The 13,634-nt window shown below is 50.2% G+C and carries 13 protein-coding genes; 6 read left to right on the forward strand and 7 right to left on the reverse strand.

Going from position 1 to position 13,634, the window contains the following annotated elements; translation table 11 throughout:
* The first annotated feature begins 4 nt into the window (after positions 1–4).
* Genes ACNQKP_RS02100 through ACNQKP_RS02120 form a run of 5 tightly spaced genes read left to right on the forward strand, consistent with a single transcriptional unit; the run spans position 5 to position 5,392 of the window.
* Positions 5–1,231, forward strand: coding sequence for a TonB family protein (locus tag ACNQKP_RS02100; protein ID WP_417862539.1), 1,227 nt, complete (start codon positions 5–7; stop codon positions 1,229–1,231).
* Positions 1,232–1,243: 12 nt separating this feature from the next.
* On the forward strand, positions 1,244–2,317 hold the full coding sequence (locus ACNQKP_RS02105) for a hypothetical protein (protein WP_416479572.1): 1,074 nt from the start codon (positions 1,244–1,246) through the stop codon (positions 2,315–2,317).
* A gap of 2 nt (positions 2,318–2,319) precedes the next feature.
* Complete coding sequence (locus ACNQKP_RS02110) at positions 2,320–3,060, forward strand: outer membrane beta-barrel domain-containing protein (protein WP_011163003.1); 741 nt, start codon at positions 2,320–2,322, stop codon at positions 3,058–3,060.
* Positions 3,057–4,124 (forward strand): hypothetical protein, encoded by a 1,068-nt coding sequence (locus ACNQKP_RS02115; RefSeq protein WP_417862541.1) that lies wholly within the window; start codon positions 3,057–3,059, stop codon positions 4,122–4,124. The genes ACNQKP_RS02110 and ACNQKP_RS02115 overlap by 4 nt, the downstream gene beginning before the upstream one ends.
* Entirely contained in the window at positions 4,121–5,392 is a 1,272-nt protein-coding gene (locus tag ACNQKP_RS02120) for a hypothetical protein (RefSeq protein WP_417862543.1), read from the forward strand. Before ACNQKP_RS02115 ends, ACNQKP_RS02120 begins: the two co-directional genes overlap by 4 nt.
* Here ACNQKP_RS02120 and ACNQKP_RS02125 read toward each other — a convergent pair.
* The 3 genes from ACNQKP_RS02125 to ACNQKP_RS02135 all read right to left on the reverse strand — a co-directional run bounded on the left by ACNQKP_RS02125 (position 5,376) and on the right by ACNQKP_RS02135 (position 8,828).
* Complete coding sequence (locus tag ACNQKP_RS02125) at positions 5,376–6,518, reverse strand: hypothetical protein (RefSeq protein ID WP_417862544.1); 1,143 nt, start codon at positions 6,516–6,518, stop codon at positions 5,376–5,378. The genes ACNQKP_RS02120 and ACNQKP_RS02125 overlap by 17 nt on opposite strands.
* Positions 6,519–6,691: 173 nt before the next feature.
* Complete coding sequence (locus ACNQKP_RS02130) at positions 6,692–7,525, reverse strand: flagellin (protein ID WP_417862545.1); 834 nt, start codon at positions 7,523–7,525, stop codon at positions 6,692–6,694.
* A gap of 454 nt (positions 7,526–7,979) precedes the next feature.
* On the reverse strand, positions 7,980–8,828 hold the full coding sequence (locus ACNQKP_RS02135) for a flagellin (RefSeq protein ID WP_011162997.1): 849 nt from the start codon (positions 8,826–8,828) through the stop codon (positions 7,980–7,982).
* A gap of 395 nt (positions 8,829–9,223) precedes the next feature.
* Between ACNQKP_RS02135 and ACNQKP_RS02140 the strand changes: the two genes are divergently transcribed.
* On the forward strand, positions 9,224–10,540 hold the full coding sequence (locus ACNQKP_RS02140; protein ID WP_417862548.1) for an HD domain-containing protein: 1,317 nt from the start codon (positions 9,224–9,226) through the stop codon (positions 10,538–10,540).
* A gap of 25 nt (positions 10,541–10,565) precedes the next feature.
* On the opposite strand, the gene ACNQKP_RS02145 is transcribed toward ACNQKP_RS02140, so the two are convergent.
* The 4 genes from ACNQKP_RS02145 to ACNQKP_RS02160 are packed head-to-tail and all read right to left on the reverse strand — an operon-like array spanning position 10,566 to position 13,499.
* Positions 10,566–10,943, reverse strand: a complete 378-nt coding sequence (locus ACNQKP_RS02145; RefSeq protein ID WP_417862550.1) for a hypothetical protein — start codon at positions 10,941–10,943, stop codon at positions 10,566–10,568.
* Positions 10,944–10,952: 9 nt separating this feature from the next.
* Positions 10,953–11,705 (reverse strand): SDR family oxidoreductase, encoded by a 753-nt coding sequence (locus tag ACNQKP_RS02150; RefSeq protein ID WP_417862551.1) that lies wholly within the window; start codon positions 11,703–11,705, stop codon positions 10,953–10,955.
* Positions 11,706–11,750: 45 nt separating this feature from the next.
* On the reverse strand, positions 11,751–12,932 hold the full coding sequence (locus tag ACNQKP_RS02155) for an acetyl-CoA C-acetyltransferase (RefSeq protein WP_374034690.1): 1,182 nt from the start codon (positions 12,930–12,932) through the stop codon (positions 11,751–11,753).
* An 18-nt stretch (positions 12,933–12,950) separates the two neighbouring features.
* Positions 12,951–13,499 (reverse strand): hypothetical protein, encoded by a 549-nt coding sequence (locus ACNQKP_RS02160; RefSeq protein WP_088566430.1) that lies wholly within the window; start codon positions 13,497–13,499, stop codon positions 12,951–12,953.
* Between the last annotated feature and the right edge of the window lie 135 nt (positions 13,500–13,634).

Consider the following 13,634-nt stretch of genomic DNA (forward strand, 5'->3'; position numbering starts at 1 on the left):
AAATATGAGTACTGCAAAGTTGTTAATTCTCGAAAACAGGTTAGGACAAAAAGTCCGCACCTTTGCTGTGGACTCCGAATCGCTGAACATCGTTTACCTGAAAAACAGCCGTCGCATTGAGGCTGTTTCCAACCTGCAGGCTCTTGATTCCAACGACATTGAATACCGTCTGTTGCAGACCGTGAACCTTTCCCAGATGGGTGATCAGGGTGTGGCGCTTGAAGGCCTGGGTCGTCTGCGCTTGGCTGATGCTTCTGCTCAAAACAGCCCGACTTATCAGCTGGCGGATGAACAGGACGATGAACAACTTAAGGTCATGCTCAAAAAGACCTCGCTGGCTCATCTGGCCGCGGTGTTGAGCCTGATGATGGGCGCCTGGATCTGGGCGTCTTATTTTACTAAAACTGAAGAACCAATGCTGGTGACCATTGAACTTCCACAGGAAAAACCGGTGGAAAAAGAGGAGCCACGTCAGCACGTTCAGGTCTCTCAAAAGAAAATCAAACAAACCAACAAAGTCTATCGCCCGAAAGCTCAGGCGAAACTGAAAACCAAGCCATACAAAGTCAACACGGCGAAAGCCAAAGACGTTTCCCGTTTCGGCGCCTTGGCTGCTTTGGGTGGAACTCCAAAGGGCACTCGTGGTTACGAGGGTCTTGATAACAACTCCATGAAAGCCATTCGTTCTGCCGGTGTTGGCAGCGGTGGTGGTGGCGTTGGTTCTGCGGGTCGCGGTGGTATCAAAGGTTATATGCCAGGCAACGGTCTGATTGCCGGTTCTGCGGGTGAAGGCAGCGGCAAAGCTGTCAGCGCTGGCGGTTACGGGACAGCAGGCATCGGCGGTGGCCGAGCTGGTAATGGCAAAATCTCGTTGGTCGGTGGCACTTCCGCGGTGAGCCTGCCTCTGGATGAAGAAGCCAGCGTTGAAGGCGGTTTGGATCGCGATCAGATCATCGCCGTGATCAACAAAAACAGAGGTCAAATCGTTTATTGCTATGAAAAAGGTCTGCAAGCCCAGCCATCCATCGGTGGTCGTGTGGCGGTGGACTTTGTGATCGGCCCTGCAGGTCGCATCACCACAGCCAAAGTGGCGCAGTCCTCTTTGGGCTCCCGCATGGTGGAAAACTGCATGCTTCAACGCATGAAAACATGGCAGTTCCCCCGTCCGGTTGGAAACGTAAATGTAGATGTTCTTTATCCATTCGAACTCATGCGCGTAAGCAGTCGCTAAGCGAGGTAGAATATGAACTTTCTTAAAACCACTCTTCTAGCTGTCCCTGTCACTTTGGTGCTGTCTGGCTGCGGTGACTGGAATAAAAACCCGGTTCCGGAATCAAAGACTTCCACAGGTGAGGCTTTCGATCTGGACACTTTGAGAAAGCACTCCAAGGACGTGATCACTCACGGCCAGGACAAACCCCGTGAAATCACCAACACCGTTATCGTTGAAAAACCGGTTGTGGTGGTGAAAGAAGAATCCACCATCGACCAGAAATTCATCGTCATCACGCCTGATGCGCAGATGACTTTCAACGAAGGTCAAGAAGGTGTGTTTAAAGTTTATGCCCGCGTTCTGGTTCCGGGTGTGCAAATCTCCCTGACGGCGAAAAACCTGCCGGAAGGCGCGACTTTGACAGCTTCCCAGGCTGAAAAAGATCTTTATCTTTTGAAATGGAATCCGGCTCTTTACACGGTTTCTTCCAATGAAAACATGAAGACCTTCAACGTGAAATTGGTTGCTGAAATCACTTCTGTTTCCAGCCAGCAGAACGCCGACAAACTCAAAGGCCTGGTTCGTGAGCGTGAAGTGAATTTGTTCCTGTTCAAAAACCAGGAAGCTCCTTCTGAACTGAAAGTTGATGGTCTTGCAGCTGAAGTGGCTCAAGGTCAGGAAATTCCATTCTCTGTAACAGTGAAAGTTCCGGGCATCGACGGTCGTTCTGCGCAAAAACCGCGTCTGGTTATCAGCTATGACGGTGTTAGCTACACCACAGGCAATGACTTCCTGGAGCTGGATGGTTCCCGTCACGTTGTTGCTGACAAAAACAAAAAAGACCCCGAGTACCTGGGTGATTCCAAATGGAAATTCTCTTTGGTGTTCGACACCAAGAATATCTCTGTACAGCCACAATTGGCGAAAGACGGTTCATTCATGGTCAACGCCAACGGCCTGCGTGTTCGCTTGAGCTTTAAAGCTTACAGCCCGAACAGCCTCTCCACCCCAGAGACTTTGTCCAAGCTTAAAATCCGCTTTGCTTCCCAGGAGCCAACAACTCCTCCTCCAGCGGTGGGTCAAGCAACCACAGGAGCACAATAGTCATGAAAACACTTAAACTGCTTTCCCTGTCTGTAATCGCTGCAACATTTATGGCCTCCCCGGCAATGGCTCAAGGCAAAGCGTCCGCTAAAAAAGCGACACTGGCTGACGATATTGATTCCTTGGGCGGCAACAAAGAACTGGCAGAGATGGCTCAAAACATCAAATCCCAGACTCGCACTCGCATCGTGCAGGACCGTATCGTTGAGCGCAGAAACCGCGTTGAGTTCGGCTTGGCTTATGGTTCCACTTTCGGTGGTGACTCTTACGTGAAAACTCAGTCCCTGAGCCTTGCGATGGACTATCACATCACTCCGCGCTGGTCTTTGGGTGTTCGCTATATGGACTTCGGCAACAACCTGACGGACGAAGGTAAACGTGTGTTCGAACAAGCTCGTAAGAACTACGAAGCTGGCGGCCGCGCTTACGCTGTGGATATCGACTATCCTGAAAATGCCGCTTTGGCAGTTGTGAACTGGTACCCAATCTATGGCAAAACCAGCTTCCTTGATATGGGCGTGACTCAGTTTGACCTATACCTGCTGGCAGGTGGCGGTCAGATGACTCTTTCCAGCGGCACAACGGCTTTGATGACGGCGGGTGCCGGTGTGGGCGCCTGGATTACTAAAAATATTTCTGCTCGTGCCGAAATGAGATACCAGACTTACAAAGATCAACCAGTGACTGGTTCCAGAACTCTGGACACTGTGACGGGTTCTTTGGGACTTGGATGGATTTTATGATTTCCGGAAATTTGTTCCTGAAAAACATTCTGATGATGGCTTTGGTCAGCTCTGCTTCTGTGGCAGGCGCGGCCGACAAGCTGTCCATCAAGGACTGGGGCAAATCTTTTGAGACGGCCCTGGATGCCAAAAATTCCTCTGATGCTCTGAAGATGCTGGACTTCAAAAATCTGGAAAAAGACGCTCTGCCAAAGTGCGTGGACTGCTCCAGCAAGGACGCGATTAAAAAAGCCCGCGTTCTTTTTGCCAAAGGCAACTTTGACGAATCCCTGAAGCTTTACAATCAGGTGCCTAAAGGCAGTGATTATTGGTTCCAGGCTGTCGAGGAAAAAGGCTGGGCTTACTTCCGCCAAAATGACTCTGAAAAAGCCCTGGCGCAAACCAAAACTCTGGTCAGCCCGCAATTTGGTGAAGTCGTGAACTCAGAAGCGTACTTCCTGCGTTCCCTGACTCAGCTGCGTATTTGTGACTACAAAGGCGTCTTTGAAACTCACGAGATTTTCAAAGAAAGACAAAAGGCCCGTATTTTGGAAGTTCAAAACCTTTCCAAGACCGGCATGAATGCGGCCTTTGCTAAAGCTTTGACCAAGGTGACAAGCTTCCCGGTTAAAGCTTCCGACGTGGCAGAATCCCTGCTGGATCTTCCGGTTCTTTACTATAAAGACACCGAGCTGCAGGGTCAGATGCTGCGTTTCAAGGTGGCTGAAAAAGCTCTGGAGGTTCTGCAAAACCGCGGCACTCACCCGACTTTACAGTCACAGGTCAGCAAAATTCAACAAGACAGCCTGGACAAGATGAAGTCCCGTCTGAAAAAACTGGCTCAGGAAGAAACCGATGCAAACTTCCGCATCGTGCAGAAACTGAACCTGATTGAGGTTGAAGCCATTCAAAGAATTCACACCGACATGAAACTGGCTCAGGAGCTTTACTCCAAGGGCGATTTCAAAAAGTCCGGTGAAGATCAGTTGGTTTTCATGGACGACGGTCGTCCATGGATTGATGAACTTGATAAGTACGACGTGGCAGCCAAATCCTGCCCGCAGAACATCAGGAGGAAAATGTGAAACAGATCATCGCTCTTTGCATTTACACATCTGCTTTGATGCTGGTTGCGGGCTGCAGTCCTGAATCTCCGGGCCTCATGGTCCAGCAGGATCCTATCCCTGAAACACCGGTTGAGATCCCGCAGTATGAAATGCCGGCTCAGCAGGAATTCAAGTGGATCACCGAAGACGGCGGCCAAAGTCAGCTGGACTTCAATCCGCAAGTGGACATTTTATTTGTGACGGACAACTCTGAATCCATGAAGTCCGCCCAGGAAAATCTGGTGCGCAACTTGGATCGTTTCACCAACGGGATCAACAAAAACGCCATGATCGATTATCAGATCGGTGTGATCTCCACGTGGGACAGCTCTGAGCGTTTCTCTGCAACCAAAAAAGATAAATACGGCATCGGCGAACTTCGCCATATCAAAGACGGCAAGTCCCAGAACTACAACAAGCGCTTCGTGACCAAAAAAGAAAAGCACCTTCTGGCTTCCACGCTGGATCTGGGTGTGGCCCCGTACGCTCAAGGTGGCCCCGAGGATGAAGAATTCTTTGCTCCTTTGACAGCGGCTTTGGAAAAGTCCGGCCGTGGCGGTGTCAATGAAGGTTTCTTCCGTGAAGACGCCCAACTGGTTGTGGTGTTCCTGACGGATGCGGACGAATTCAAACAGTCCCGTATCACTCCGGAACAAATGGCCCGCACTCTGCTGGACTTCAAAAAAGGCAAGGCCAACAAACTGGCGGTCTATGGTGCTTTGGTGAAGGCTTCAGATTCTGATCAATACAAAGACTGGGCTTTGCGTATTCACCCTAAGTACAACGAACAGTGCTTTGATATGACTCAGAAGACGCCTAAGAACAACGGCACTTGCACCGGCTTTGGCCCTGAGAAGCTGGAAGAGCTGATTGTTCGCGCCAACGAGGACAAAGGTGCTCCGGACGCGATCAAATCCAAATACATCGTGGGTATCGTGAACAAAAACTTCGGTGAGGATCTGGCCCGCATCGGTTCTGACATCACCAAAAAGACTCTGGCTAAAGAGATCTTCCTGACTCAGCGTCCACGTGCGACGGCTGACGGTTCTTTGCAAATCCGCGTTCGTTACGGAACTCCGGAACAGCTGAATGCCGGTCGCGGTCAGGTGATCCCAAACAAAGCTAACGGTGGCTGGACTTACGATCCGGAGAACAACTCTGTGTTGCTTCCGGGTGATATCGAGTACAAGTACCAGGACAAGGCCCGCTTCGCGGTCGACCTTATTCCTCTTACTTTGGCGCAGTAATTCTGTTGATGAAGTCCGCCACTTCGGCGGACTCATTGATCACGCGCTGGCTGATCGCCACGTTCTTCCCGAAATAACCCAACGCACGAATCTGCTGGGTATTCCAGATCTCTACACTCGTGTTTTTCAGATCATATTTTGGATTGCCGTAAATTTCCTGGCTCCACAGTTTTTCAACCTGCAGTTCCGGGCGTTTGTTCAGCACCCAGTGAATCGCTGGCTGGGCCACGTGGCAGCTGACGCAGTCCATGTTTTCCGGGTTGAAGAACTTGGGATTTTCGATACGGAAAGCGGCGCGAACTTCCTCGCGGATGGTGTCTTCAGTGCCTTCACCCATGCGAATGGATTCCGCAGCGATGTTGTTGAAAGTGTCTGCTCCCTTTGGAATCGGAGAAATTCCGCCGCCAGAGAAATGATCCGCTGGCACCGCCATATTGATAAAGGACTGGGACAGACGGTTCAAACGAGGGATCGGCAAAAGTTCCAGCTTGCTATTGCGCGGTTCAAACCCGGCAAAAGCCCACATGTCCCCATTGCCACGCAAAACCATCGCCGTCACCCGGCTGAAGTTCTGAACCCCGGCATATTTCAGAATAATTTTTTGGAAGTCCGCCAGTGCCGAAGAAGAATCTTTTTCCGCCGCCCACGCTGGATGCACCTGCAAAGGCATATACTTGGTATTCACGGAGTGTTTGGATTTCCAGGCGTCGATTTCTTTCAGAAGATTTGCAAACTCCCAGTCCTGCAAAACATAAAAGCTGTGTAAAGCCGCATCGACGGCTTCAACCTCATTGCGGCGGTTCAGCTCAATCGGCTGCCACGCAAGACGGATCTGACGCTGGCATGATTGCGGAGTCGGAAGCGGAAAACACGGATCAATACGCACAGCCATCACACGCAGAGTGCTGTTCACTTCCGGACGAGTGCGATCAATCGCCAAAACCGGCAGCTGATTGACCAGGGCCACCGGAAGCAAAGCGCCCCCACGTGCCGGACTTTCAAGTTTAAGCAGACCATCCCCGCCCACTGTTTGGGGCAAAGGCATCAGATAAGTGACATCGTTCAAGTCCCACGCCGCTTGAGCGTGCACAGCCATGCTGGTCAGAAGAATCATTAGCAGTTTCATAGGATTGGTTGTTCCTTGGAGAGGCTTTTGATTCAACAATATTCGCTCTGGCCGGGGTTGGAAATGTCTAAATGAAAACGCGTTGAAAATGCAAATGATCGCTTGCAGCGACGGGAACAAAAAAAACGGCCTCCCGAAGGAAGCCGTTTTCTGGTTTTGGTTGTAATTCAGCCTTAGCCCAAGAGCTTCAAAGCCAATTGTTGTGACTGGTTCGCCTGACCCAGGACTGACACACCCGCCTGCAACAAGATGTTATTTCTTGTCATCTCGGAGGTTTCTGCCGCCACGTCAGTGTCTCTGATTCGGGAATTCGCGGCTGACAAGTTTTCATCAGCGATCAACAAGTTATTCGATGTTGATTGCAGACGATTTTGTAGCGCACCGAAGTTCGCGCGAATCGCGTTCACCGATGTCAAAGCGGAATCGATAGTACCCAGGCTCAATTGAGCACTTTCCTTGGTCCCCACATTCTCTGCCGTCAATCCCAGGGCATCGATGGAGGCGTTGGCCGCGCCAGCATTGAAGCTGATACGGTCACGGAAAGCGTCGTTGTTTACGCCGACCTGGATGTCAATCATCCCACCAGTACCGTTGAGCAGTTCGTAACCGTTGAAGACCGTGGATTCAGTAATACGCTGGATCTCGGATTTCAGCTGTTGATACTCAACGTCCAAAAACTTTCTTTCTGTGTCACCAATTGTGTCAGAGGAAGCCTGTACACCCAATTCTCTCAAACGAATGAGCATATTGGATACTTCATTCAAGCTGCCTTCCGCGACCTGCACAAGGGAAATACCGTCGTTGGCATTTCGGTTGGCCTGTCTTAAACCTCTGATTTGTCCTTTGAGGTTTTCGCTGATCGCAAGACCTGCAGCATCATCAGCAGCTTGATTGATTCTCATTCCAGAGGACAATCTTGCCATTGATCTGTTTGCGTTGATGTTAGTCATGTACAGATTTTTTTGTGCATTCAACGCTGCCACATTGGTACCGATTCTTAATCCCATTCTATCCTCCGTGCTTCATATTTCTTCCTCCGTGAAAGTGTGCCATCCATTGGCATAAGGCGCGATCCGTGCACCTGTAAAATTAATATTCGGAACTTGCGATACAGTTCCCTGCTTACTTTTCGGAAAAATAATACAACTGCTCGAGTCCAGTTTTTGTCTTTTCTTTTTTATTTTTTGCTGAGGAAAATCTTTTTGAAAATTCGGTCGCTGCGACAGAAAAATGCAGCTTTGAAAAGTGGCGGACAAAGTCACCCATGATGGGTCTTCGTCAGAAGAAACGCGTATTCCACTCCCCGCCAGTCAGTGGCTGACTGAAAAAATGAGGCCGCCGTGAAAGACGGCCTCGTCGCAGGAAACAGATCAAATTGTCAGCTCGTTTTACAGAGCTCGGGTCGTTACACTTGAGGGTGATCTTGATCAGTCAAGATCGGGAACCTAGGTCACTCCAGGATTAACCCTGGAATGACTTGTTCAAGAGTCCAAGTGCTACGTTAGCTTGGGAATTCGCTTGTGCTAGGACGGAAGTACCGGCTTGCAACAAGATGTTGTTCTTGGTCATTTCAGATGTCTCTTCAGCTACATCCACATCTCTGATACGAGAGTTTGCGGCTGACATGTTCTCTACAGACACTTGAATGTTTGAAACTGTAGATTGAAGACGATTCTGAATCGCACCGAAGTCTGCGCGCATCGCGGAGACACTCACGATCGCCTGGTCAATCGCCGCCAAAGCGTTCTGTGCAGAAGCTTTGTCAGAAACTGAGGTCAGGTTCACACCCAAAGCGGCAGAGTTTGCATCGGCTTTGGAAGCGTCGAAAGAGATACGGTCGATTTCAGGATTATTTCTGGTACCAACTTGGAAGTCCAGGATGGAACCTACACCCGCCAGCAACTGAGTTCCGTTGAACTCTGTACCTTCGGAGATACGGTCGATCTCGGAAACCAGCTGATCGTATTCCACGTTCAGGAACTGTCTTTCTACAGGACCGATAGTATCGGAAGCTGCTTGTACGGACAATTCTCTCAGACGGATCAAGATCGAAGAGATCTCGTTCATGGAACCCTCGGCCACCTGGACCAGAGAGATACCGTCTTGAGCGTTTCGGGATGCTTGTTTTAGACCGCGAATCTGAGCTTTCAAATTCTCAGAGATCGCTAGGCCGGCGGCATCATCACCAGCTCTGTTGATGCGGAAACCGGAAGCGAGCTTTTCCATGCTCTTATCCAGACCGATCTTCGTCCCCCAGAGAACTCTCTGAGCATTCAACGAAGCACTGTTCGTATTAATTCTGAGACCCATGTTTCCTCCTCCTTGAAGATTTGCTGAGTTTCGATCCTTGAAACTCAGTGCACCTGTTTGGTGCCCTTGGGTGGTTCATTTGCTTACCTTACTCATCGGAGTCCCCAGAAATTCCTAAAGTGATACGTCTCATTTTTTTACATTTCTGGACCGAGGGCTTGTATCAAGCACCCTCGCCCCACCACCCGAAATCAAAGCTAAATAGCTATTATCAATGAAGTTTTTTCAAACCCTTTCGCCGCAGCCTGTAGAGGCAAAAACCCTGTATCTAGCCCTTGGTCCTGTATCAAACAGGCATATCTAGGCAAGTGCAAAGACCTCCTTTATCTATAGATGAAGCTGTTTGACAGTCCCCATGAATGACAGCTAATTGAGATTCACTGCTAGGAGACCCCATGGAAATTCGCGATCCCGTTCACGGCTCTATTTACTACTCTGAACAGGAAGTCGCCGTGCTTGATACGGCAGAATATCAGCGCCTAAGAGCGATCAAACAACTGGGTTATGCCGAGTTCAGCTTCCCGGGTGCGACTCACAACCGCTACATTCACTCTGTCGGTGTGGGCCATCTTGCCGGTGAAACGTTCGATGCGATTTTCCGCGTTTATCCCTTCTCAAAACCCTCAGTCAAAACGCGCTTCCGTCAGGTGCTGCGCCTGGGGGCTTTGCTTCACGACGTTGGCCACGGGCCTTTAAGCCACACCACAGAGCAAGTGATGCCGCATTTGTCCGAGCTGAAGATTCAGCTATACAAAGAACAAGAACAATACGGCGAAGAGGCGCACACGGTGATGAATCACAACCGTCGCGCCAATCACGAAGACTATACAATTAAATACGTCACGGATTCTGCGATCTCCGAAACCCTGCGCACGAACTTCCCTGACATTCAGCCGATCCACGTGGCGTGCCTGATCGACAAGGCCCTGCACTGCCCGGATGATTTCTTTGTCGACAATGGCGTCGACTTCCGCCCGATCCTAAGCCAGCTGGTGTCCAGTGAGCTGGATGTGGACCGCATGGATTACCTTGAGCGTGACAGTTATTTCTGCGGCACAAACTACGGAAAAATCGATCTGTCCTGGTTGATTCAGAACATGACCTTCCACCGTCGTGAAAACAAAATGTATCTGGGCCTGAACCGCCGGGCGCTTTATTCCTTCGATGACTTCCTGATTTCCCGTCACCATATGCACTTGATGGTGTATTGCCATCACAAGAGCATCATCTATGAGGAAATGCTGAACCGTTATCTGACTTCACCGGATTGCACATTCGTGCTGCCGGGGGATATCAACGAGTATACCAAATACAACGACTATCGCCTGCACGAACATCTTTCCGGCGCCAACAACCCGTGGGCGCAAAGAATCGCGCAAAGAAAACCGTTCAAGGTTCTGATCGAGCAGCACAACACGGCGGAATCGGAAAGCCCGGAAGCGATCAAAAAGGCCCTGGAAGCTGACGGCATTGAAGTGATCCGCACCAGTTCCAAGGCGCGTCTGTCGAAGTATCACACGGCTTCCCCGGAAGAGCGTGCTTTGCAAATTTACGTGGTGGACCAGTATGACCGCTGGGCGCAGCCATCCCCGATCAATCAGACGACGGAGATCTTCCAGCGCTATGAAGGCGCTCGTATCATCGACCGAATCTATGTGGCACCTGAAAATCTAAAACAGGCAGAATTGATTCTGAAAAGCCTGAAACTATAAGCGGCCCGTTTAAGGCCGCCTGCTTCTAGTTTCGGAAAGAAAAGAACATCTTTAAAAGGATGATCGTGACAAAGGCCAGACCCAACAGCTTGGGGAAGGCCTTTTTCCATTTTGACGGGAACTTGCGGATGACTTTGACCACTTCAAAGGGCCCAACATCCGTAACCGGGATGTGACCCAGCATCTCGGGCACAGAGCCCATATAAATCAGATAATCCACGCCATCTCGCTGGCAAGCCATCAAATACGCGGGCCCGCGCTTGTAAATCGCCTTCACTTCCGACAGATCCAGCTCCAAAGTCGCCTTGTTCCAAAAATCCTTCAGTGTGTAATGAGGAATGAAGTCCCACCACTGGAACATCGGAGAATGAGGAGTGATCTTGATTTTACCAGTCGCCTGCATTTTAAAAACCTAACTTAAAGAAATAACCTGACCATTCACTGCCGCACCAAACTGACTGACCAGATAGGTCACGGTGTTGGTGATTTTCTCAGGCTCCGTGATGCGCAAGTGTGGTTCTTTCACTTTTAAAGTTTCCACTGCTTCTTTGATGGACTTTGCTTCCGGGTGCATCGCCAGAATGAATTCCTCGGTCAAACCCAGTTTCAACACATTCACGGTGATATTGTGTTCAGCCACCTGCTTGGAAAGACTTTGCGCAAACGGCACCAGCGCCCCGCGGGAACCCGCAAGAATCGGATCCGGATAAACTTCATTCAAAAGATAAAGAATACGACCGCGCTTGCGGTTTTTCAGGAAGTTCAACACCGCATGGGTCAGCATCACCGAAGCTTTGAAGTTATGCTGAATTTCATCATCCAGATAATCAATACTGTCGCCGATCTTATAACGGTTGGGTTTGTTATAAGCCTGAGCATCGATGAACAGATCCACACTGCCAAACGAGTGAGCCGCGGAGCCCACCGCATCCTTGATGTCTTCCGCAGTCTTCATCGGGGATTTGATGCCCAGGGCACGACCGAACTTGGGATTGATTTCACGGGCATCATTGATCTGATTGCAAAAACGCTGGCTGGCACTGTTATCAAAATCCAGCAGCACGCAGTCAGAACCCATTTGGGTCAAACCCATCACCAGACTTTGAACAGTTGAAGTAAATGGTCCAACGATAAGTGCCGTACGCTCTCTTAAATTAAATTCCATGAGCCCCTGTTCCAGAGGCCGTTGTCCGTAACGGCCCCTTCGCTGTTAGATTCTCTCGATGATGATCGCAATACCCTGACCACCGCCAATACAAGCAGAGCCCAGAGCGTACTTGGCGTTGCGGCGATGAAGCTCATACACCAGGTGATTCATAATGCGGGTGCCGGAAGCACCCAAGGGGTGACCGACCGCAATCGCACCACCGTTTACATTGGTTTTTGCCGGATCCAGTTTCAATTCTTTTTCAACCGCCAGGTACTGGGCCGCGAAAGCCTCGTTCACTTCCACCAGATCCATCTGATCCAGAGTCAGTCCGGCTTTCTGCAATGCCAGACGAGCTGCGCCCGCTGGACCAATACCCATAATCGTAGGATCACAACCCACAGAAGCGTAACTCACGATACGCGCCATTGGTTTCATGCCCAGTTCTTTGGCTTTGGATTCGCTCATCAGCAATGAACAGGCCGCCCCGTCCACGATTCCAGAAGCCGCTGCCGCTGTCACAATCCCGTCTTTTTTGAAGACAGGTTTCAGCGTCGCCAGTTTTTCCAAAGTGGAATCTGGCTTTGGATGTTCATCTTTTTCAACAACCACCGTGCCTTTACGACCTTCAACAGTTACCGGGCAGATTTCCTGCTTCATGAAACCTTTTTCAACCGCGGCATGAAAGCGCTGCTGGGACTGGATGGAATACTTGTCAGATTCCTCGCGAGTGATTCCGTACTTCACTGCCAGATTTTCAGCGGTGATTGCCATTGGCATCTTCGCGTAAGCGTCCGTCAGCGCCGAGGTCATCAAATCTTCAAGTTCGAAGTTCCCCATGCGCATGCCATCAAAGCGGACTTTGCGAGCCACATAAGGAATCTGGGACATTTGCTCGACACCACCGGCAAGAACAGCGGTGGCTTCCCCACACTGGATCATCTGCACGGCATTCACCCAGGACTGGAAACCACTGCCACACAGACGGTTGACAGCAAAAGCGCCCACCGCGACCGGCACTCCGGTTTTCAAACCAATATGTCTTGGAAGATAGGCTGCATCCGCACCGGACTGAACCACGTTGCCAAAAACCACGTGATCAATCTTGTCTGCAGATAGACCGGCTTGTTCCAGAGTCGCTTTAGCGGCAGCGACACCCAGATCCGTTGCTGATACGTCCTTCAATGAGCCGCCGAAGGCTCCGAAGGGAGTTCTTTTTCCAGATATAAATACGATTTTTTCCATGCCCTAAGGGTAGGACGCTTACCAGGACCAGGCAAGGCCAATCATCGACAGGCCCTGTTCTTTGTTGGCTTTGTGACTGACAACCAGATCTTTGTTGTTCATGACTTTGTCTTTGAATTGAATATCGGTTGCCGAAGCTTTCGCATCATAATTGACCGCAGCCTTCACCCAGCCGGAATATTCCACCTTCGCCAAAGCCTGGAAGGCTTCAACACGGAAAGAGAACTTGTGACTGACTCCGCGCGGAGTTGCCGCCGGCACCACCACGTCGGTTTTCAGCTTTTCCTGGGTTTCTTCCACAGCACGCCCCAAAAGGCTGTTTTTTATGATTGGAGAATTGAACCACATATTGAAACCACGGTCAGCAATTCGGCTCATCACGGAACCCGTGCTTTCGTTGCTTTGAATGTCCAAAGGAATGATTTTAGCGACGTCTTCTTTGGTGATTTTTGGTGTGACTTTATCTTCAGGAATCACCAGAGGCTTCGTGGTACGCAAGTCCACCTTGGCCCAGCAGGCACCTGAAAAACCCATCATCATTAGAAGGCAAGAAACCAGCAGTCTCATACATACCTCCATATACAAAGAGCATTCCACCCAAAGTGACTCCAGTCCCTTTAAAGCGGAGATAATGAGCAAATAACAGCAGTAGAGCGGGATCTAAGACCAAGGACGTCCAGCGGCACTTCACATGACAACTAA

This window comes from Bdellovibrio bacteriovorus (assembly GCF_048286975.1).
Classification (GTDB): domain Bacteria; phylum Bdellovibrionota; class Bdellovibrionia; order Bdellovibrionales; family Bdellovibrionaceae; genus Bdellovibrio; species Bdellovibrio bacteriovorus_H.